The sequence below is a fragment of the Streptomyces sp. NBC_00659 genome, assembly GCF_036226925.1.
In the GTDB taxonomy this organism is placed as follows: Bacteria; Actinomycetota; Actinomycetes; order Streptomycetales; family Streptomycetaceae; genus Streptomyces.
In genome coordinates this window covers 3,558,312-3,578,152 of the sequence record NZ_CP109031.1, presented here as the reverse complement: position 1 = coordinate 3,578,152, position 19,841 = coordinate 3,558,312, and the positions used below count along the sequence as shown (strand labels likewise).

Annotated in this window: 16 protein-coding genes and 2 tRNA genes; 11 read left to right on the top strand and 7 right to left on the bottom strand. The window is 69.7% G+C overall.

Annotated elements, in window-relative coordinates; genetic code table 11:
- A complete protein-coding gene (locus OG410_RS15415) occupies positions 1 to 1,101 on the bottom strand; it encodes an ABC transporter substrate-binding protein (RefSeq protein WP_329299667.1) in 1,101 nt (366 codons plus the stop codon).
- A gap of 549 nt (positions 1,102 to 1,650) precedes the next feature.
- Positions 1,651 to 2,877, bottom strand: a complete 1,227-nt coding sequence (locus tag OG410_RS15410) for an ROK family transcriptional regulator (protein WP_329299665.1) — start codon at positions 2,875 to 2,877, stop codon at positions 1,651 to 1,653.
- A gap of 563 nt (positions 2,878 to 3,440) precedes the next feature.
- Between OG410_RS15410 and OG410_RS15405 the strand changes: the two genes are divergently transcribed.
- Positions 3,441 to 4,025, top strand: a complete 585-nt coding sequence (locus OG410_RS15405) for a biotin transporter BioY (protein WP_328669128.1) — start codon at positions 3,441 to 3,443, stop codon at positions 4,023 to 4,025.
- A 182-nt stretch (positions 4,026 to 4,207) separates the two neighbouring features.
- Here OG410_RS15405 and OG410_RS15400 read toward each other — a convergent pair whose 3' ends face one another.
- Complete coding sequence (locus OG410_RS15400; RefSeq protein ID WP_329299664.1) at positions 4,208 to 4,927, bottom strand: LPXTG cell wall anchor domain-containing protein; 720 nt, start codon at positions 4,925 to 4,927, stop codon at positions 4,208 to 4,210.
- Between the two features lie 186 nt (positions 4,928 to 5,113).
- Here OG410_RS15400 and OG410_RS15395 point away from each other — a divergent pair, with 186 nt between their 5' ends.
- Positions 5,114 to 7,120: a protein kinase domain-containing protein gene (locus OG410_RS15395; protein WP_329299663.1), complete on the top strand. Its 2,007-nt coding sequence runs from the start codon at positions 5,114 to 5,116 to the stop codon at positions 7,118 to 7,120.
- Positions 7,121 to 7,270: 150 nt separating this feature from the next.
- Here the strand turns inward: OG410_RS15395 and OG410_RS15390 are convergent, their stop codons facing one another.
- Entirely contained in the window at positions 7,271 to 8,767 is a 1,497-nt protein-coding gene (locus tag OG410_RS15390; protein ID WP_329299662.1) for an amino acid permease, read from the bottom strand.
- A 259-nt stretch (positions 8,768 to 9,026) separates the two neighbouring features.
- Here OG410_RS15390 and OG410_RS15385 point away from each other — a divergent pair, with 259 nt between their 5' ends.
- Positions 9,027 to 9,521 (top strand): ribose-5-phosphate isomerase, encoded by a 495-nt coding sequence (locus OG410_RS15385; RefSeq protein WP_329299661.1) that lies wholly within the window; start codon positions 9,027 to 9,029, stop codon positions 9,519 to 9,521.
- A 113-nt stretch (positions 9,522 to 9,634) separates the two neighbouring features.
- The gene (locus OG410_RS15380) at positions 9,635 to 10,444 is read left to right on the top strand and encodes an Fpg/Nei family DNA glycosylase (RefSeq protein WP_329299660.1); all 810 of its coding nucleotides are present in this window, start codon (positions 9,635 to 9,637) and stop codon (positions 10,442 to 10,444) included.
- A gap of 138 nt (positions 10,445 to 10,582) precedes the next feature.
- Here the strand turns inward: OG410_RS15380 and OG410_RS15375 are convergent, their stop codons facing one another.
- Positions 10,583 to 11,812, bottom strand: a complete 1,230-nt coding sequence (locus tag OG410_RS15375) for a GNAT family N-acetyltransferase (protein ID WP_329299659.1) — start codon at positions 11,810 to 11,812, stop codon at positions 10,583 to 10,585.
- Between the two features lie 171 nt (positions 11,813 to 11,983).
- Here OG410_RS15375 and OG410_RS15370 point away from each other — a divergent pair, with 171 nt between their 5' ends.
- Positions 11,984 to 13,156, top strand: coding sequence for a PP2C family protein-serine/threonine phosphatase (locus tag OG410_RS15370; protein WP_329299658.1), 1,173 nt, complete (start codon positions 11,984 to 11,986; stop codon positions 13,154 to 13,156).
- 59 nt (positions 13,157 to 13,215) lie between these two features.
- Positions 13,216 to 13,671, top strand: coding sequence for an HD domain-containing protein (locus OG410_RS15365; RefSeq protein ID WP_328669120.1), 456 nt, complete (start codon positions 13,216 to 13,218; stop codon positions 13,669 to 13,671).
- Positions 13,672 to 13,777: 106 nt separating this feature from the next.
- On the opposite strand, the gene OG410_RS15360 is transcribed toward OG410_RS15365, so the two are convergent.
- Complete coding sequence (locus OG410_RS15360; protein ID WP_329299657.1) at positions 13,778 to 14,962, bottom strand: acyltransferase family protein; 1,185 nt, start codon at positions 14,960 to 14,962, stop codon at positions 13,778 to 13,780.
- Between the two features lie 646 nt (positions 14,963 to 15,608).
- Here OG410_RS15360 and OG410_RS15355 point away from each other — a divergent pair.
- Positions 15,609 to 15,803, top strand: coding sequence for a hypothetical protein (locus tag OG410_RS15355; RefSeq protein ID WP_189314022.1), 195 nt, complete (start codon positions 15,609 to 15,611; stop codon positions 15,801 to 15,803).
- Positions 15,804 to 16,049: 246 nt separating this feature from the next.
- Here the strand turns inward: OG410_RS15355 and OG410_RS15350 are convergent.
- Positions 16,050 to 16,123 (bottom strand) — tRNA-Gly (locus OG410_RS15350).
- 151 nt (positions 16,124 to 16,274) lie between these two features.
- Here OG410_RS15350 and OG410_RS15345 point away from each other — a divergent pair.
- The 4 genes from OG410_RS15345 to OG410_RS15330 all read left to right on the top strand — a co-directional run bounded on the left by OG410_RS15345 (position 16,275) and on the right by OG410_RS15330 (position 19,813).
- Positions 16,275 to 16,351 (top strand) — tRNA-Pro (locus tag OG410_RS15345).
- Between the two features lie 201 nt (positions 16,352 to 16,552).
- Complete coding sequence (gene tig / locus OG410_RS15340) at positions 16,553 to 17,941, top strand: trigger factor (RefSeq protein ID WP_329299655.1); 1,389 nt, start codon at positions 16,553 to 16,555, stop codon at positions 17,939 to 17,941.
- Between the two features lie 468 nt (positions 17,942 to 18,409).
- Positions 18,410 to 19,015: an ATP-dependent Clp protease proteolytic subunit gene (locus OG410_RS15335; protein WP_060897745.1), complete on the top strand. Its 606-nt coding sequence runs from the start codon at positions 18,410 to 18,412 to the stop codon at positions 19,013 to 19,015.
- Positions 19,016 to 19,132: 117 nt separating this feature from the next.
- The gene (locus tag OG410_RS15330; RefSeq protein ID WP_261708770.1) at positions 19,133 to 19,813 is read left to right on the top strand and encodes an ATP-dependent Clp protease proteolytic subunit; all 681 of its coding nucleotides are present in this window, start codon (positions 19,133 to 19,135) and stop codon (positions 19,811 to 19,813) included.
- The last annotated feature ends 28 nt before the right edge of the window (positions 19,814 to 19,841 follow it).

Genomic DNA, 19,841 nt, shown 5'->3' with positions numbered 1-19,841 from the left:
TCACCTCCGGTATTCCGCGGTCACGGCCTTGGCCGCGATGTCCTCGAAGCGCCGGTCGAAGAGCGAGTCGACCTTGAACCCCTTCACGAAGCCGCCCTCCGCCAGCAGATCGGCGGTCTCCTGCTCCCACTTGACGGCCTCGTCCCAACTCGGCGGGAACAACGGCTTGTTGGCGAGCTCGGTGATCGACTGGGCCTGGGCGAGCGTCAGGTTCTGCGTCTTGACGTAGAACTCCTCGTTCCAGGCGTCGGGGTGCTCGTACGTCCACACCTGGCCCTTGGCCCAGCGCGGGATGTACGCGGCGACCGCGGCCGCCTTCGCGTGGTCGGCCAGCACCGACGACGGCGCCCAGAGCAGGTTGAGCAGGTCCACCACGTCGGTGGCGATGGTGTGGGCGCCCTTGGACCCGTACTGCTTGAGATAGGCCGGCACCTGGCTGTTGGCGAGCGGGGCGATGTCCACCTGGCCCGCCTGGAGCGCGGTGAGGAACTGGTTGCTGGTCAGCGGTACGAGGTTCACGTCGTCGTAGGCGAGGCCGGCCTGCTTCAGGGCGCGCAGCAGCACGACTCCCTGCGCCTGGCCCTGGGAGAAGGCGAGCTTCTTCCCCTTGAACCCGCGCACGTCCCGGATGTCGCTGCCGGGCTTGGTGGCGAACAGGTAGTTGGGCTTGCGGGTGATGTTGATCGCGACGATCTTCGCGTCGAAACCCTGGAAGTGCGCCTGGATCGGCGGGATGCCCGCGTTGTTGCCGATGTCCAGGGACTTGGAGCGGAAGGCGTTGATGACATCGGGTCCGGCGCCGATGTTCACCCAGTCGGAGACGGCGAACGGCAGATCGGCCAACCCCGCCAGCTTGAACTGGAGTTCCTGGACGCCTTGGTACGAGGCGATCGAGAGCTTGGTGCCCCGCGGCACCTTGTCGGACAGGGGCGCCGACAGGTCCCCCTGGGACCGGCTGCCGGCCGCACTGGCACCGGCGCATCCGCTCAGTCCGGCCGCCGCCGCGACACCGATGAGGGAGGACAGGAACACGCGCCGGTCGACACCGGACGCGGACAGGGGCGAGGAGGGGCGCGTTGACCGTGCGGACAGTGGTGGCATGGAAGGACTCCGGAGATTCCAGGTGACGGGAGAGCGCGCGAAGTTCCGGGCAGGGCGAAGCCGGAAGGGATGCAGGCGCGCCGAAAGGACACACGCCGGTGGCGTGGTGGAGGAGACGGGTGACCGAGGCGACGACGGCCGGACGGCCCGCGCGACGGAGGATGTCGGCCGGCCGGCCCTTGGCGGGGCGGTGTGACGCGTGAACGCGTGACGACGGCCGGGAGACCCTCGGGTCGAAGGCCGCGGAGCACACCCGGGCGCTGCGGCGGACCAGTCGGAGAAGAGGTCAGCCGGAGAAGGGACCGGCCGGTCGACGGATCAGCGCGTCAGCGGATCGGCGTCTCGGAGGATCGGTGACCACGATGCCGGTGACGAAGCGTCAGCGGCGACCGGTCAGCGACAAGGGGTCAGCAACAACGTGTGCGTGCGACCCGCATCAGGTCGACCACACGGCACTTGGTGAGCGGAACCTGCACCCGCGCGCTGCTCATGCCCATGATGCTCCTGTCCCGGAACGAGCCCTGTCAACTTTGCGACTTTCTGAATTAATTAACGCCCGGTGAGCGGCCCGGAGAAGTCCGGAGAGCCCAGCGGATCGCGGTACAGGACGTCGAGAACGACCGACCCGCCCGCCACGGCGAGCACCGAATCGGGGAAGCTGGTGGGGACGACCGCGGACGCCCGCTCCGGTCCCACCGCCTCGCGCAGCGCGCCGAGGCAGTCCTCCCGGTGCATGGCCCCTATCTCGGTGACGACGACCGTCTCCGGATTGAGGACGTCGAGCAGCAGCCCCGCCGCCCGCCCGACCATCCGGGACCGCTCCGTCAGCAGTCCCACGGCCAGCGGATCGCCGGAGGCCGCCGCGGCGACCACGTGCATCGGATTCGAGCCGTCCGTGACACCGAGCTCCCGGGCCCGCCGGCACAGCGTCCGTTCGCTCAGCTCGGCCTGGAGGCACCCCGTCCGGCCGCAGTCGCATCGCTCCGACCCGCCCGTCAGGGGCAGATGGGCGATCGAGCCGGCCTGCGAGCGAGGTCCGTAGTGCACCTGGTCGTGGGTGGCGAAGGCGGCGTCCACCACGTTGCCGACGAAGAGATGCAGCACGCTCCGGCTGCCCCTGGCCCGCCCGAACAGCCGCTCCCCGTTGACCAACGCCCGCGCGTGGCCGTCCACATGGACCGGAAGCCCCGTGAGCGCGCCGACGGCCTCCCGGACGGCCACGTCACGCCAGCCCAGCAGCGGGTGCTCCACGATCGTCCCCGAGTCCGGGTCCACCCAGCCCCCGGCCGCCACCCCGATGCCGAGGGCGGAACGGCCGGGGACACCGGCGAGGAGAGAGGTGATGGCGGCGGCGGCGTTCGCGAGAACGAGGCCCGGCTCGGTGCGGTCGTGCCGCAGACGCCTCTCGGCGAGAACCCGTCCGCGCAGGTCGAGCAGCGCGACGGTCGTGTACGGCACGGCCACGTGCACCCCGCCGACCACGAAACGGGAGTGGTCCAGGTCGACCGGGAGATGCGGCCGCCCGACCCCGCCCGACCGCCGGGGTGCGGCGGCCTCCCGGATCAGGCCCCGCTCGGTGAACCGGGCGCAGTAGTCGGTCACCGACGCCGGGGAGAGCCCGGTCAGCCGGGAGATGGTGCTGCGCGCGATCGGCCCGTGCTCCAGCACCGACCGCAGGATCACGCTGGCGCTCGCCCGGCGCCGGTCGAGGACGGGGGAGGGGGAAGGGGAGGGAGAGGGAGTGAATGTGGAAGGAGGTGCCACCGTACTGGCCATGGAGTTCTTCCTCGGGAGCTGGTCCGGCCGAGCGCCGTCACGTACGCCACGCCGCAACGGGTGCGGCATGCGCCTGGTGTGGTCCGCTGTGGTCTCGTCCCGGCGGGCCGGATCGGCTCCGTCCCGCCTCAGGAGGGGCGGCGACAGGTGGCAGTGCCCTGGCGTCGCAGGTCGACATAGCGACGCGACGCGAAGTTCAGGGCCTGGGGAACCATGGGGTGAAGGGTAGGGGTCGGCCGGGGGACCCGCCAGGAACGCCCAAGGACCGGACACTCCGCCCGCCCGACGACGTGACGCTCGCTGCGGCCTTTGGTGAGTCTCCACAGTCCCCGCCCCGAACAGCTCCGTAGCGAAAACGACTTCACCTCAGTGACCAGCATCACCTTCGGGCAGGTGTACCGGGCACTCTTTGTAAGGAGCCCACCAAGCCCCGGATCCGCGCTTTGTCGATCGCTGACGGTGATCACCCGTGAGCCCCTGGGATAGCGTCGCCGTGTTCCCACCCGTCCTCCCCCCGGGCTCTCCATGGGCCGAGGGGGTAACCCCTGTTCGCCGGAGTCCTCATGAGCACCGCTGTCGCCACGCCCTCCCGACCCGGCGAGGTCCTCGCCGACCTTCTTCCGGCCTCCCGCGTCCGTGACGCCGCCCTCGTGCTCGGCGGTGCCGCACTCACCGGGCTCGCCGCCCAGATCTCGCTGCCCGTCCCCGGTTCCCCGGTGCCGGTGACCGGCCAGACCTTCGCCGCGCTGCTCGTCGGCACGGCGCTCGGCGCGCGCCGCGGCTTCCTCTCGCTCGCGATGTACGCGCTCGTGGGCATGGCCGGCGTCCCGTGGTTCGCGCAGGGCAGCTCCGGTGCCTCGGCGCCGTCCTTCGGCTACATCCTCGGCATGCTGCTCGCGTCGACCGTCGTGGGTGCCCTGGCGCGCCGCGGCGCCGACCGCTCCGTGCTGCGCATGGCGGGCACGATGCTGCTCGGCGAGGCGATCATCTACGTGGTCGGTGTCCCCTACCTGGGCATGGCCACCGGCATGTCGGCGAGCGCGGCCCTCGCGGCGGGCCTCACCCCGTTCCTGATCGGCGACGCCCTCAAGGCCGCCCTGGCGATGGGCATCCTGCCCGCCGCGTGGAAGCTCGTCGACAAGAAGTGACGTCCACGCCGGTGAGGCGACGCCCTCACCGGCCATGACGTCACCCGCCCGTCGGCTGACGTCACCGCCCGCCCGACGCTGGCGTCCGAGACGCGGCGGCCGCGCGTACGAGGCCCGCCGGGCCGGTTTCCGACCGGACCCGACGGGCCTTCGCGCGTTCCGGCGCGTACCGCGCCCGGAGGTCAGTCTTCCCGCCGCGGCCTGCGGCCGGCCCACCACAGCCCCGCCGCTCCGGCCGACATCAGCGCCGCGCCCGCCATGCCGAGCGGCACGGCCTCGGTTCCGGGACCGGTCTTCGGCAGCCGGTCGCCACCCGGTGCCACCGGCTTGTTGTCGGTGCCCAGCAACAGCGGGGTCGCCGGGGCGTTCGGGGACGGATTCGTCGTACCGAACGGGACCGGGCCCTGCTGCCAGTACGTCTTCTTCCCGTCGCCCGTCTGGACCGGGAGACAGATCCTGCCGGTCCTGCTCAGATCGAACGTCGCCTCGACGTCGTACGATTTCGATTCACCCGCCGCGAGATTCCCCGTGGAACAGATGAAACCGCTGTTCGACCCCTTCGGGAGATTCTTTTCGGTCATGGCGGTGCAGCCTTTGACGTTCTTGACCTTCAGGCCTTCGAATCCGACCACCAGTAGCCTGATATCGCCGCTCTCCTCGGTTCCCTCGTTCTTCACCGTGGCGGTGACAGCCGTCTTTTGAGTACTGTTGTCGACCGAGATCTTCTCCGGCAGCAGCGTGGTCACCTTCACGCCCGCAGGAGCTTCGTCCACCGCCTTTCCGCCCTTGCCGCTCCCCGGTCCCCCGTCGTCCGCCGTGGCGGAGTAGGAAAGAATCATCACGGTCGAGAAGCATGCCGTGAGCAGGGATCCCGTAATGGTGGCCGTCCGACGAGAACTCATGTTCGCCCCCCTTGGCTGCGCCTGAATTCGCAGTACTTGAAGAGGTACCACAAGATTTCTCCGCACTATGCTGGTACGGCCCGAAGTGTGACCATTGTGGTTCCGTTGTGACGGGCGATGGTGATTGCTGTTGAGGGGGTGCAGGGATTGTCGGCGAATGTCCAGGGTGGTGTTCCGGGATTATTGGTGACCGGACGTTATCGGCTGGTCGAGAGTATTGGGCAGGGGGGAATGGGGCGGGTGTGGCGAGCCGCCGACGAAATGCTCGACCGGCAGGTCGCGGTCAAGGAAATGCGCATAGACGGACTTGATCCGGAGGACACCCGAACCCGCCGGGAACGCACCCTGCGCGAAGCGAGGGCGACGGCCCGGATCGACCACCCGGGCGTCGTCCGCGTCTATGACGTCGTGGACGCGGGCGAGCGGCTGTGGATCGTCATGGAACTCGTCGCCGGCCGCTCACTTGAACGAATGGTGGTCGAGGGCGGGCCGCTGGACACGCGCGAGGCGGCCCGCGTCGGCCTCGAACTGGTCGGGGCACTGCGGCAGGTGCACGCCCAGGGTGTGCTGCACCGCGACATCAAGCCGGGCAACGTACTGATCGAGGGCACCGGACGGAACCGTGTCGTCCTCACCGACTTCGGCATCGCCGCGCTTCAGGACGCCGAGGCGCTCACCATGGCCGGCATGCTGGTCGGTTCCCCCGACTACATGGCGCCCGAGCGGATCTCCGGCCGCCCGCAGGGCCCGCCCTCCGACGTGTGGTCCCTCGGGGCCACGCTCTGTGCGGCCCTCGGCGGGCGCTCCCCGTTCTCCCGTTCCACGACCCTCGCGACGCTGCACGCCGTTCTCTACGAGGAGCCCGAACTCCCCTCCGGGGCAGCCGGGTTGCGGGAGATCCTGGCCGCCCTTCTGGAGAAGGACCCGACCGCGCGGCCCGGTCTGGAGGAACTGGAGGCGGCACTCGCGGAGTTGGTCGGCCCACGGGGCACGAGCACTCCGAGCCCTGCCGGACCACCGACAGTCGTGTCGCCCGAGCACGAGGTGGCCGCCACCTCCGGGCACGGGACCGCGCACGAACGGCGCGACGAGACGAGCGACCTGCGCCGCCGCGAACCCACGACCGTCACGGACCCCGCCGCCGTATCCACCCCGGACCCGCGACCCGGATCGGACCCGCGACTCGGGCCAGCCCAAGGACCAGCCCAAGGACCAGGATCCGAACCCGGACGAGGGTCCCGCCCCGGAAGGGAAGCCGCCGCCCGGGACCCCGGTCCACCGGCTGCCGCCAATGCCTCCACCGAAGTCGCCTCCGGACCGCGCGCGGAGCCCGGCTCGGGCGTTCCCTCCCGACGGCCCACGACACCCGTGCCCGTGGTGCGGGCGCCGGACGAACTCCCGGATCCCGCCGTACCGTCCGGTTCCGCGGGCACCCGGAGCCGGAGTCCTGACCAGGGACAGAGGCAGGGGCAGGGCGAGAGCCAGGGCCCGAGCCGGAGCCGCGATCAGGGCCAGGACCGGGACCAAGACCAAGACCAGGACCGGGACCGGGATCGGGATCGGAGCAGGTTCCGTGTCCGGCGTCGCATCGGATTCGCCGCCGCCGGGGTCGTCGCGGCGGGAGCCCTCGCCTGGGCGGTCGTGGGCATGACCGGCGGATCGCCCGGCGGCACGGGTGCCGCGACGGGCTCGTCCGCGTCGACTGCCTCCGGCACCGGAGGCCCCTCGTCCCCGGCCCCCACGGTCGAGGGCACCTCACGCCCGCCCAGTCTTCCGCCGGGAGCGCACCGCGAAGCCGGCGGCTACGCCTGGGCGACGCCCAAGGGCTGGCGGCGCGATCCGCAGACCGGTTCAGAGGTGCACTACACCTCGCCCGACGGCACCCAGGAACTGGCGGCCAAGTCGTCCATCGCCAAGGGGAATCTCCTGGACACCTGGACGACCTCCGAGCGGAACGCCCGCCAGGGGCGGGACTACCGGAAGATCCGGCTGGCGCAGACGACGTTCCGCGGCCGGACCGCGGTCGTCTGGGAGTACACCTTCACGCTCGAGGGCGTGAGCTGGCACGCGCGGCTGCTCGGCTTCGACGCCGACGGGAAGTCGTACCAGATCAACACCTGGTACCACCAGGACATCGAGGACCGGGCCCTCACGGTCTACGACCGGGTCAAGACCAGCTTCACCGTGCTGTGAGCGCCTCCGCAGCGACGGCCCTGCGGAAGGACGGAGAAGAAGGTGGAGAAGAAGGCGGGGTGAAAGGCGGAGGCAAGCGTGCGGGAGAAGGCGGGAGGGGCCCGCGGCGGTCGGCCGCGGGCCCCTCCTCACTCGGGCTTCGGTGGCGGGTCAGGCGCCGACCCCGGCCCGGGTCTCATCGCTGGAGTCGCTGGACTCGCCGGCGACCGGCTGCGCGGAAGTACGGGCAGCCGCACCGGTCTTCTGCCGGACGAACGCGATGACCAGCACGATCGCCGCGACGAGCAGCGACAGCAGCACGGTCTCCCGGCCGTCGTGTTCGGTGTCGGTCAGCATGTAGCCGAGCACGAAGACGATCATCGCGGCCGTCGCCCAGGTCAGGTACGGGTAGAGCCACATCCGCACGACGAGCTTCTCCGGCGCCTCGCGCTGGATGATCTTCCGCATCCGCAGCTGCGAGAAGCAGATGACGAGCCACACGAACAGGGCCACCGCACCGGAGGAGTTGACCAGGAAGAGGAAGACCGAGTCCGGGAACTTGTAGTTGAAGAAGACGGCGACGAAGCCGAACACGACCGAGACGACGATGGCGGTCATCGGCACACCGCGCCGCGTGGTCCTGGCGAACGCCTTCGGCGCGTCCCCGCGCTGGCCGAGCGAGAAGGCCATGCGGGAGGCGGTGTAGAGGCCGGAGTTGAGACAGGACAGCACCGACGTCAGCACGATGAAGTTCATGATCTGACCGGCGTGGTCGATACCGAGGGAGTCCAGGGCGGCGACGTACGAGCCCTTGTCCGCGATCGACGGGTCGTTCCACGGCAGCAGGGCGATGACCACGAGGATCGAGCCCAGGTAGAAGACGGCGATACGCCAGATGATGCTGTTCGTCGACTTGGTGACGGCCCGCTGCGGGTCCTCGGACTCACCGGCGGCGAGGGTCGCGATCTCGCTGCCCATGAAGGAGAAGACGACCAGCAGAACGCCGGTGAGGATCGAGCCGGGGCCGTGCGGAAGGAATCCGCCGTGGTCGGTCAGATTCCCGAACCCGGCCTTCTCGGCGTCGACACCGGGCAGCACACCGAAGATCGCGAGGCCGCCGACGACGATGAACGCGCCGATCGCCACGACCTTGATCCCGGCGAACCAGAACTCGAACTCGCCGTACGAGCCGACGGAGACCAGGTTGGTGGCCGTCAGCACCACCATCACGATGAGCGCCCAGCCCCACTGGGGTACGGCGGGAATCCATCCTTCGAGGATGTCCGCGCCGGCGGTGGCCTCCACGGCCAGCACCACGACCCAGAAGAACCAGTACAGCCAGCCGATGGAGAAGCCGGCCCAGCGGCCGAGCGCGCGGTCGGCGTGCGCGGAGAACGAGCCCGAGGTCGGGTTGGCGGCGGACATCTCACCGAGCATCCGCATCACCAGCACCACGAGCGTGCCGACGAGGGCGTACGAGAGAAGGATGCCGGGGCCCGCGGTGGCGATGCCGGCCTTGGAGCCGACGAAGAGTCCTGCGCCGATGACGCCACCGATGGCGATCATCGACAGATGGCGGTTCTTGAGTCCGGCCTGGAGGCCGTTGCCGGGTTCTCCGGGGCCTCCGGGGGCCTGTGCGGCCTTCGTGGGGGTCGGCTGCGAGGTCATGAGGGGGATTCCTTTGCGCCGGATGAGCAGATTCCCGTACAGAGCGCCCAACCCGTACGAGCGGTGTACGGAGCGCTCACCGGTCCGTTGTGAGGACCGGCGTACAAGTTGGTCCAGTGAAACGGAGGCAATCGAATTCGTGAACCTTTGAATCCAGATCGTTACTTGAGGTTTCCTTGAGGTTCTGTAGGCTGAGTCGCAGTTTTGCGAGGCGGGACCCGGCTCGGCCGACCCGAAACGGCCGTGTCACACTCGGACCATGCGCGTGTATCTCGGATCCGACCATGCCGGTCTCGAACTGAAGAACCACCTCGTCGAGTGGCTCAAGGCCGCCGGCCACGAGCCCGTCGACTGTGGGCCCCACATCTACGACGCCCAGGACGACTACCCGCCGTTCTGCCTCCGTGCGGCGGAGCGCACCGTGGCCGACCCGGGTTCCCTCGGTGTCGTCATCGGCGGCTCCGGCAACGGCGAGCAGATCGCCGCGAACAAGGTGGCCGGCGTACGGGCCGTCCTCGCCTGGAGTGCGGAGACCGCCGCGCTGGGCCGCGAGCACAACAACGCGAACGTCATCTCCGTCGGCGCCCGTATGCACACCGAGGAGGAGGCGACGAAGTTCGTCGAGACCTTCCTCAACACACCTTTTACCGGCGAGGAGCGCCACGTCCGCCGCATCGAGATGCTCGCGGACTACGAGACGACCCGGGAACTCCCGCCGATCCCGGCCCACCACCCGCAGCAGCCGCAGACGTAGCACCGACGGGCCGCCGGTCGGCAGGTCTGTAAGTCCGAGGGGTCGGCGAGCCGCCGGGCTGTCGGGCTGTCGGTTCGCCTGTCCGTCGTACGAGAGAGACAGCAGGAGGAACGGTGCCCGAGGGGCACACCATTCACCGGCTCGCGGAGGACTACCTCGCCGCGTTCGGTGGCCGCGGTGTCCGCGTCACCAGCCCCCAGGGCAGGTTCGGTGACGCCGCGGCCCTCCTCGACGGATCGGTCCTGACCGCGACGCAGGCCCACGGCAAGCACCTTTTCCTCGGGTTCGGTCCGGAGCGGTGGATCCACATCCACCTCGGTCTCTTCGGCAAGGTCGGATTCGGCGGCACACCCGCCCCGCCGCCCACGGACACCGTCCGCCTGCGTCTCGTGAACGAGACCGCGTACGTCGATCTGCGCGGACCCACCACCTGCGCACTGATCACGGACGACGAGAAACACGCGATACACGCCCGCCTCGGCCCGGACCCGTTGCGCCCGGACGCCGATCCCGCGGCGGCCTACCGCCGGGTCGTCCGCAGCCGTACGACGATCGCCGCGCTGCTGATGGACCAGAAGGTCATCGCGGGTGTGGGCAACGTCTACCGCGCGGAGGTCCTCTTCCGGCACGGCATCGACCCGTACCGCGCGGGGAAGGACCTCGGCACCACGGAGTGGGACGCGATCTGGGCCGACCTCGTGGACCTCATGCGCGAGGGCGTCCGCAACAACCGCATCGACACGGTTCGTCCGGAGCACACCCCCGAGGCCATGGGCCGCCCGCCGCGCGTGGACGACCACGGCGGCGAGGTCTACGTGTACCGCAGGGCCCGCATGCCCTGCCACATCTGTGGCGGCGAGATCAGCACCGCCGATCTCGCCGCCCGCAATCTCTTCTGGTGCCCGGCCTGCCAGAAAGCCTGAATCCCGACGGACCGGACCGTACTGGACCGTCGGGACTGGACCTGGACCGAAGCGCACTGGACCGGAGCGGCCCGGACAGAGGCAGACGGACCGCCCCGGGCCGGACGCGCCGGGGTCGCCGTCGAAGGGTGCCGGGTCCTAGAAACCGTGCGGCAGCCAGGGGGCGACCACCGAGGCGAACGCCGTCGACGCCTCGGCCAGCGCCCCCTGCCGCAGTTCACGCACCAGGCCGGCGGCCGCGAGCGAGGCCAGCGACACACCGCCCAGATAGGCGGCCCCCAACTCCCGCACGGACAGGGCGAGATCCGGGGCGTCCTCGGTCCGCGCGCACACCGCGCCCTTGACGTCGCCGGTGAGCCGCCAACGCCCCTCGTTCCAGGGGCAGAAGGAGTCCTCGACCTCGAACACCACGTCCACCGGGGCCTGATAGGTCCGCGCCTCCAGCGCGGCCCCCACCTCGACGAGCCGCACATGCAGCGAGTCCTTCACCCGCAGCTGGCAGCGGCGGATGTCGGAGACCAGGTGCTGCCAGGCCTCGTCCACCGGGCGGCCCCGGGTCCGCAGCGTCGACGTCAGGTCGATGTCGAAGAGGAACCGCCACAGCGCGGCCCGCGCCGCCGGGTCCAGTCCCTCCAGATCCGCCATCGTCACCGCGCCGTTGTGCCCGGCCGGGCCCCACTCCGGCTTGACCCGGAAGCGCGTGTACCCCACCACCTCACCGTCCCGCTCGGCCACCACGCACTGCAACGGCGAGGCGCCGTTCCGCTCGCTCGCCGGGTCGAGGACCATGAGCCGCTGCCAGCCGGGCCGGCGGGCCAGCATCCCGGGCCGCCGCGGCACGATCCGCGCGTACACCGCCTCGCACGCCTCCAGCGCATCCTCGGGCGCCGTGTAGCGCAGCCGTACGTCGTCCGTCCCGGGCGGTACGGACAGTCGTACGCGGGCGGTGTCGATCTCGGCGCTCATCGACGAGGTCGCGATGCCGTAGCCGAACCGTCCGTAGATCATCGGCTCCGACGCGACCAGGACGGCGAGCGCCTCACCCGCGGCCCGCACGTCGTCCAGCTGGCGCCGCATCATCGCGGTGAGCACCCCGCGCCGCCGGTGCGTGGCGGCGACGCTCACCATCGTGACGCCGGCCGCCGGAACCGAGGCGCCGCCCGGGACCGTGACACGGAAGGAGAACGCCCCCGCCGTACCCACACAGTTCTTCCCGTCCCACACGCCCAGCGAACGGTCGTACTCTGTGAGCGCGTTCCACAGTTCGCGCTCCTCGGACGACTCCGCCACACCTCCGAACGCGCGGATCAGGTTCTCGTACCATTCGCCCCAGTCGGCCTGCCGCAGCACCCGAACGTCAGTCGTCATAGCCCATGCCTACCAGGGCAATGCGGTACGAGCGAGGCAATTTCGCCGGGCCGCGACGGCCCCCGACCGGAATGCTCCGGTGCAGTTCTCTGTGAAGTTGAGCGCTAGGAGGGGGGACAAGTGGGACCTCCCGTGCCAAGCGCCTGGTCCGATGGATAGGGTCCCGAACTAATGGCAGCAGGACGAGCGCGGCGCGCTGAAGCCGATACGTTCACGGCCCGGTTGAAGATGCAATGGCACCGGGCCCGCACAGGGCTGCGCAGATCCGCCGTCGACTACTTCCGCGGGGACGGCTCCGACTGGATCGCGCTGGCCGGTCTGCTGATCATGATCCCGGTGATCGCCTCCACGACCCTGGTCAACTCGGTGTGGTGCTCACCCGCCGCCCTGGTCCTGCCGATCGTGGCCGGCGGACTGCTGCTGCGGCCCGCCAGCCTGCTCGGGCTGTACGCGGCCGCCGCCACCGCGCTGATAGTGGAGTCCGTGAAGCTCGGGCCGTACACGGAGGGCCCCTCCCGGGTGACGCCCGGAGTGGTCCTGGTGGTCGCGGCCTGCGGCTTCTTCGGACTGCTGATCGCACAGTTCCGCAGCCGCGTGGGTGTGCCCTGGCGGCGCGGCGGCACCATGCTCTTCGACCTGCGCGAACGCATCCGCGTGCAGAGCAAGCTGCCGAAGCTGCCGGTGGGCTGGCACCGCGAGATGGCGCTGCGCCCGGCGGGCGGCCAGTCCTTCTCCGGGGACTTCGTCGTGGCCGCCCGGACGAACGGCGGCCGGACCCTCGAAGTCGTCCTGACCGACGTCTCCGGCAAGGGAATGGACGCGGGCTCACGCGCCCTGCTGCTGTCCGGGGCCTTCGGCGGCCTCCTCGGCTCCCTGCCGCCGCACGCCTTCCTGCCCGCCGCGAACGGCTATCTGCTGCGCCAGGACTGGGACGAGGGCTTCGCGACCTCGATCCATCTGGTGCTCGACCTCGACTCGGGCGACTACGAGCTCTTCTCGGCCGGACACCCGCCGGGCCTTCAGCTCAGCGCGGGCAGCGGTCGCTGGGAGGAGAAGGTGGCGGAAGGCCCCCTGCTGGGGGTGTACGACGGCGCCCAGTTCGACCCGGTGAAGGGCTCGCTCCGATCCGGTGACGTGCTCATGCTGTTCACGGACGGTCTGGTCGAGACCGCCGACCGGGACATCGTCGAGGGCATCGACCGGCTCACCGGGGAGGCCGACCGCTATGTCGCCGGCGGCTTCCACGGCGCCGCCTGGCACCTCATCGAGGCGGTGGCCAGGGACGTCAACGACGACCGGGCCCTCCTTCTCATCTGCCGCGACGCTCTGGCCCCGGTACGCTGACCGCCCCCGCCGATTCCCGCTCCGGAAGCGGCGGCCCGTACCGAGGAGACACTGATCGCGTGACCCGACCTCTCCTGACCCTGGCCGAAGTCGAAGCGCTCGCCCGCGCGGCGCACGCGGCCCAGACGGACAAGGCCGGCCGGCCGTACGCCGAGCACCTCCAGGCCGTGGCGGACGGTGTCCGTGAGCGCGGGGGCGACGACGACCAGATCGCGGCGGCCTGGCTGCACGACGCCGTCGAGGACGACGCCCTCACCGAGGACTGGCTGGACGAAGCCGCGCTGAGCCCGGGTACGAAGGACATCGTGCGGGCGCTCACCAGGGTGGACGGCGAGCCCCCGGAGTCGTACGCGCGACGCATCCGCGGCACCCGGGGCGCCCTGCTCGTCAAGGCGTCCGACCTGGCGCACAACTCCGACCCGCGCCGGCTCGCGGTCCTCGACGAGCACACCCGGGCCCGTCTGACGAGGAAGTACGCGACGATGCGGACCCTGCTGGGGCTGCCGCCGGGCTGAGCGCGACACGAAGAAGGGCGGGCCCGCGGTATCCGGGCCCGCCCTTTTCGTAGGTGTCTCGTCCGCCGGCCGGCCACGCGGTCGCCGGCCGGCCACGCCCCGGCGGCTACACGCCGGCCTTGGCCCGCTCCCGGGCGGCTTCCGCCGGGTCCTGCTTGAACGCCCAGGCCATCTTCGGCTCCATCGAGAACCGGAAGATCCGCTGGACGGGCCGGGTGCACAGGGCGGTGACGAGCGCGGCCGCGAACACCGTCACGAGCAGCTCGCCGAGCGGCTTGTGCAGCCACCCGTGGTCGAACCAGCCCCAGTACGCGGACGCCTTGAGGACGAAACCGTGCAGCAGATAGCCGTACAGCGTGCCCGCGCCGAGCGCCGTGAACCAGAGCGTGCGCCGCGGTACCCAGGCGAAGAAGCACACGGTGAGCACCAGCGAGCAGCCGTAGAGCGCGAGCGTCATGACGACACCAACCCACCAGGGGGCACCCAGCTCCTGCGCGCTGTTGCGGTGGAAGAACCAGGCGGTGTTCATCCGGGGAACCGCCCAGTAGCCCGCGAGCAGGGCCGCGGCGATGACCGGCACCGACAGGACGCGCACCTCGCGGCGGCGCACCAGCTGGAAGTGCTCGGGCTTCATGAACAGACCGAGGACGAAGAACGGCAGGAACTGCAGTACCCGCTGAAGGTCCAGGTCGTCACCGATCTCGGGTGAGACGGACGCGAGCAGGGCGAGGCACACCGCCAGCGGAATCGGCCGGCGGACCAGCTTCCACAGGGGGGTCGTCAGCCGCCAGACGAACAGCGCGGCCAGGAACCAGGTGAGGTACCAGGGGTCGAGCAGGCTGATCGCCTGGTCCGGGGCACCCCAGGCGAAGCGGGCGAAGAGCGAGTACGCCGTCTCGAACAGGACGTACGGCACGGCCACTCCGGTGACCAGCCGCTTCAGGCGGTCGGGGCGCATGTCGAAGCTGCGCGAGAAGTAGCCGGAGATGATGATGAAGGCCGGCATGTGGAAGGTGTACACAACCGTGTACAGCGTTTCCAGGACGCGGCTCCCGCCCTTCAGCGGCTCCCACGCGTGACCCATGGCCACGAGCACGATCGCCAGGTACTTGGCGTTGTCGAAGAAGGCGTCGCGCTGTTTCGCGGGCTCGGCGCCCGGTGTGGTGCCCTTCGCGGCGAGCGCCGTCGCGGACGTCCGCGACGAACGCGGGCTCGGCACCCCGTCCGCCGGCCGCTGGGCCGGGGGGAGCGGTGATCTGTGGTGGCCGTGGGGCCGGAGCGAGTCGGTCACAGGCCCGCCCGCCAAGAATTCAGGGGGACGTTTCCGGACCTCGCTGCGCGAACGGGGGGCATGGCGGCGTGGAACATTTGAGGCACCCTAGCGTCGTCTGTGCGTTCTAGTAAAACGCCCGATGTCATTTCTGCTTATCGTCTGCGCGTACCCAGGATTCGGAGATGTGTGCCTGTCGATCCGCAAGTGGTTCCGTATATCGATTCGCTTACCACTGAAGGTCGTTCTGTCCTGATTCATGCCGACTAAGCGGTGCATAACACCCGCGGGCGACTCTGGTTATATGTCCGGTTCGCGTGCTTTTAGGTACCCTCATGTCACGCTCGCGGTGTGCCTGTGGCAACAATTCGAATTACCTGCGAACAGGATGTGTGGACACGGCAACGGTCGTCGGGAATTCGCCGCTGCGGCGCGCCTTCGAATTGCGGCGCGAGGCCGTGTCCCGGCTGTCTCCCGGTGCGGCGCGGGCGGCGCGGGACGGGGTCGCACCGGTGGGACACCGGCTTGCCCCGGGGTCCATGCCTGGCCAACGATGCGTCACCTGCCGCATACGAGTGGCCGGTTGGTGGCACGATGGTTCTGGCGGGGGTGTGCGGGGCTGCACCCCCGGGCCGGGAGAGCGACCGACCGTAGGGTGTGATCAGTTGTGGCCATTTCGCTGTCAGTGGTGCTGCTGTTGGCGATCATCCTCGTGGTGCTGATCCGAGGGGGATCCATCAAGCCGGGACCCGCCATCGTCGCGGTGCTCTTCGGCTTCTTCCTCGCGTCGACCGGAATGGCTCCGTCCATCAACCGGTTCCTCGACTCGATAGCGGAGACCATCAACTCGATCAGTTTCTGAACGGGGCGCGTCGAAAGCGCCCGACGCCGGAGTGCGGACACGCCCGGCGCGGCCCACGCCGGGCGCGCCACCGACCGTGCGCGCCGGCCGCGGACATCTCCGCGCCCGAAACTCCCACGCCCGGGAATCCGCGCCCTCGAGGCCGGAAGCCACGGGCCGCGAGGGAAACACGGCGGACAGGAACAGCCCCCGGAAACGACGAGAGCCAGGCGGGGAATCCATCCTCCGGCCTGGCTCTACGTCTTTTGGAGCGGGCGACGGGAATCGAACCCGCGTAGCTAGTTTGGAAGACTAGTGCTCTACCATTGAGCTACGCCCGCACAGCGCGCGCCGCAGGTCAGCGACCCCGGCACAGAATGCATCGTAGCGGGTCGACGGCCCGCTATGCACACCCCGTTCCCGTCCGCGTCGGAGCTCGCGAAATGCGGCAGCCGCACTGTCTGCGGGCATGTACCCTACGTGTCGCACCGACGGGGTGTGGCGCAGCTTGGTAGCGCGTCCGCTTTGGGAGCGGAAGGCCGTGGGTTCAAATCCCGCCACCCCGACCACCGGCAGGACCCGCGAAGGATCCGCCCGGACAAGATCACCTTTTGGGGCGTGTACTGCCTGCGGTTACTATGCAAGCTGCGTGCCCGTATGTCTGCAGTGTGTGCGTCTCTCAAGGGCCGCGGAATCCGCCCAGGGCTCTGCCTGGCCGGCAACAGCACGCAGCAGAACCCCCAAGAAGTCAGCCACAAGGAGACCGAACCGTGAAGAGCGCCGTGGAGACCCTGAACCCGACCCGGGTTCGGCTCACTGTCGAGGTGCCCTTCGAGGAGCTCAAGGACAGCCTCGACGCGGCGTACAAGAAGATCAACCAGCAGGTCACGGTGAAGGGGTTCCGGAAGGGCAAGATCCCGGCGCGCGTCATCGACCAGCGGTTCGGTCGCGGCGCCGTGCTCGAAGAGGCCGTCAACGACGCGCTCCCGAAGTTCTACACCGAAGCGGTCAACGAGGCTGAGCTGAACGTCCTCGGCCAGCCCGAGGTCGACATCACCGAGCTGAAGGACGGCGAGACGCTGAACTTCACCGCGGAGGTCGACGTCCGCCCGACCATCGAGATCCCGGACTACTCCGGCATCGAGGTCGAGGTCGACGCCATCGAGGTCAGCGACGAGGACGTCGAGAAGGCCGTCTCCGAACTGCGCGAGCGCTTCGCCTCGACCTCCCCGGTCGAGCGCGCCGCCCAGGACGAGGACGTCGTCACCCTCGACCTCGAGGCCAAGGTCGACGGCGAGGTCCTGGAGGACGGTGTCGCCAGCGGTGTCTCGTACACCATCGGCTCCGGCGAGCTGCTCGAGGGCATCGACGACGCCGTGAAGGGCCTGGAGGCCGGTGGCGAGGCCACCTTCACCTCCGAGCTCAAGGGCGGCTCCGCCACCGGCAAGGAGGCCGAGGTCACCGTCAAGGTCACCCAGGTGGCCGCGCGTGAGCTGCCCGAGCTGGACGACGAGTTCGCGCAGCTCGCCTCCGAGTTCGACACCCTCGACGAGCTCAAGGCGGACAGCCGCAAGCGCCTCGAGAACATGAAGCAGTTCGACCAGGCCACGCAGGCCCAGGAGCGCGTCCTGGAGAAGCTGCTGGAGCTCGTCGAGGTGCCGGTCCCCGAGAAGCTGCTCGAGGACGAGATCAACACCCGTAAGCACAACCTCGAGCACCACCAGCTCGGCCAGATGGGTCTCGACCTCGCGAAGTACCTGGAGATCCAGGGCAAGACCGAGGAAGAGTTCGACGCCGAGACCAAGGAAGCCGCGGTCAAGGGCATCAAGACGCAGTTCGTCCTCGACGAGCTCGTCAACAAGGAGAAGCTGAACGTCAACCAGGAGGAGCTCACCGAGCACCTCATGCGTCGCGCGGCCTCCTCCGGCATGTCCCCCGACCAGTTCGCCCAGGCCGTCGTCGAGGGTGGCCAGGTCCCGATGCTCGTCGGCGAGGTCGCCCGCGGCAAGGCCCTCGCGGTCGTCGTCGAGGCCTCCACGGTCAAGGACACCAACGGCGAGATCGTCGACCTGGACGACGAGGAGGACGAGACGGCCGAGACCGTCGAGGCCACCGAGGCGGCCACCGAGGCCGAGGCCGAGGAGAACACCGAGGCCTGACCGCCTCGCGTGTGAGCAAGTACGTCGATGGGCCCCGGGGCGCTTTGTCCCCCGGGGCCCATCGGGCTTTTCGGGGGCGCGAGGAACGGCGCGGGAAACCCCCACCCGGCCGCAGCCGCGTTCATGAGCCCCGGTGCCCCACGGGTGCGGCCATAGGGGGCGCGTGGCCGACCCCGCGCCGGTGAACGCGACCGGCTCCGGCAGGCCCGGCACAGAGGCCCCCAGCCCCTCCAGGGGCGGCCCCGGGAGCCCGGTCGGCTCAGCGCAGCGCATGCGCTCACAGCGAACAGTTCCCTCTGCGGGATTCCCCGGGGGGACCCGCGCGTTAGGGTCCATGAATACGAGGGCAGGGGAGTCTCCGGACGCCGTCGGGAGGCGGCGCGGAACCCGGGGTCCCAGGCCCCTGCAGAAGACGTGAGACGGCCCGGCGCCGTCGCAAGACGAGCAGGTGGATACGTGACGAATCTGATGCCCACAGCTGCCGGCGACCCTATCGGTGGTGGCCTCGGCGACCAGGTCTACAACCGACTGCTCGGCGAGCGGATCATCTTCCTCGGCCAGGCGGTCGACGACGACATCGCCAACAAGATCACGGCACAGCTGCTGCTCCTTGCCTCCGACCCGGACAAGGACATCTACCTCTACATCAACAGCCCCGGCGGATCGATCACGGCCGGCATGGCGATCTACGACACCATGCAGTACATCAAGAACGACGTGGTGACGATCGCCATGGGCATGGCGGCCTCGATGGGCCAGTTCCTGCTCAGCGCCGGTACGCCCGGCAAGCGCTTCGCCCTGCCGAACGCCGAGATCCTGATCCACCAGCCCTCCGCGGGTCTCGCGGGCTCCGCGTCGGACATCAAGATCCACGCCGAGCGGCTGCTGCACACCAAGAAGCGGATGGCGGAGCTGACCTCCTTCCACACCGGTCAGACCGTCGAGCAGATCACTCGTGACTCGGACCGCGACCGCTGGTTCGACCCGATCGAGGCCAAGGAGTACGGCCTCATCGACGACATCATGCCCACCGCTGCCGGTATGCCGGGCGGCGGCGGCACCGGGGCGGCGTAAGCCCCTCCAGCGCCCCCGAGGGCGGCGCAGGACCCTTTCCCGCTCCCGGGCGGCCCGGGGCCCCCAGCGCGCCCTCAGCCGACCGCTCAGCCCTTTTCAGGCTTTTCAGGAGACACAGTGAACGACTTCCCCGGCAGCGGCCTCTTCGCCCGCACGCAGGCCGAGTACACCGGTCCTCGCGCGGAGTCCCGCTACGTCATCCCGCGCTTCGTCGAGCGCACCTCGCAGGGCGTGCGTGAGTACGACCCGTACGCGAAACTGTTCGAGGAGCGCGTGATCTTCCTCGGCGTGCAGATCGACGACGCCTCCGCCAACGACGTCATGGCGCAGCTGCTGTGCCTGGAGTCGATGGACCCCGACCGTGACATCTCGGTCTACATCAACAGCCCCGGTGGCTCGTTCACGGCCCTCACGGCCATTTACGACACCATGCAGTTCGTGAAGCCGGACGTCCAGACGGTCTGCATGGGCCAGGCCGCCTCGGCCGCCGCGATCCTTCTCGCAGCCGGTACGCCTGGCAAGCGCATGGCACTTCCGAACGCCCGTGTGCTGATCCACCAGCCCTACAGCGAGACCGGCCGCGGGCAGGTCTCGGACCTCGAGATCGCCGCGAACGAGATCCTCCGGATGCGTGCGCAGCTGGAAGACATGCTGGCCAAGCACTCGACGACCCCGATCGAGAAGATCCGCGAGGACATCGAGCGCGACAAGATCCTCACGGCCGAGGACGCACTGGCCTACGGCCTGATCGACCAGATCATCTCCACCCGGAAGATGAACAACTCCGCAGTCGTGTGACGTATCGCTGTATCGTCTGCCGCTCCTT

What these genes read in the sequence shown, in the direction of transcription:
- OG410_RS15415 (WP_329299667.1), bottom strand. Translation starts at nt 1,101, where the DNA reads ATGCCACCACTGTCCGCACGGTCAACGCGCCCCTCCTCGCCCCTGTCC.
- OG410_RS15410 (WP_329299665.1), bottom strand. Translation starts at nt 2,877, where the DNA reads ATGGCCAGTACGGTGGCACCTCCTTCCACATTCACTCCCTCTCCCTCC.
- OG410_RS15405 (WP_328669128.1), top strand. Translation starts at nt 3,441, where the DNA reads ATGAGCACCGCTGTCGCCACGCCCTCCCGACCCGGCGAGGTCCTCGCC.
- OG410_RS15400 (WP_329299664.1), bottom strand. Translation starts at nt 4,927, where the DNA reads ATGAGTTCTCGTCGGACGGCCACCATTACGGGATCCCTGCTCACGGCA.
- OG410_RS15390 (WP_329299662.1), bottom strand. Translation starts at nt 8,767, where the DNA reads ATGACCTCGCAGCCGACCCCCACGAAGGCCGCACAGGCCCCCGGAGGC.
- OG410_RS15385 (WP_329299661.1), top strand. Translation starts at nt 9,027, where the DNA reads ATGCGCGTGTATCTCGGATCCGACCATGCCGGTCTCGAACTGAAGAAC.
- OG410_RS15375 (WP_329299659.1), bottom strand. Translation starts at nt 11,812, where the DNA reads ATGACGACTGACGTTCGGGTGCTGCGGCAGGCCGACTGGGGCGAATGG.
- OG410_RS15370 (WP_329299658.1), top strand. Translation starts at nt 11,984, where the DNA reads ATGGCAGCAGGACGAGCGCGGCGCGCTGAAGCCGATACGTTCACGGCC.
- OG410_RS15335 (WP_060897745.1), top strand. Translation starts at nt 18,410, where the DNA reads ATGCCCACAGCTGCCGGCGACCCTATCGGTGGTGGCCTCGGCGACCAG.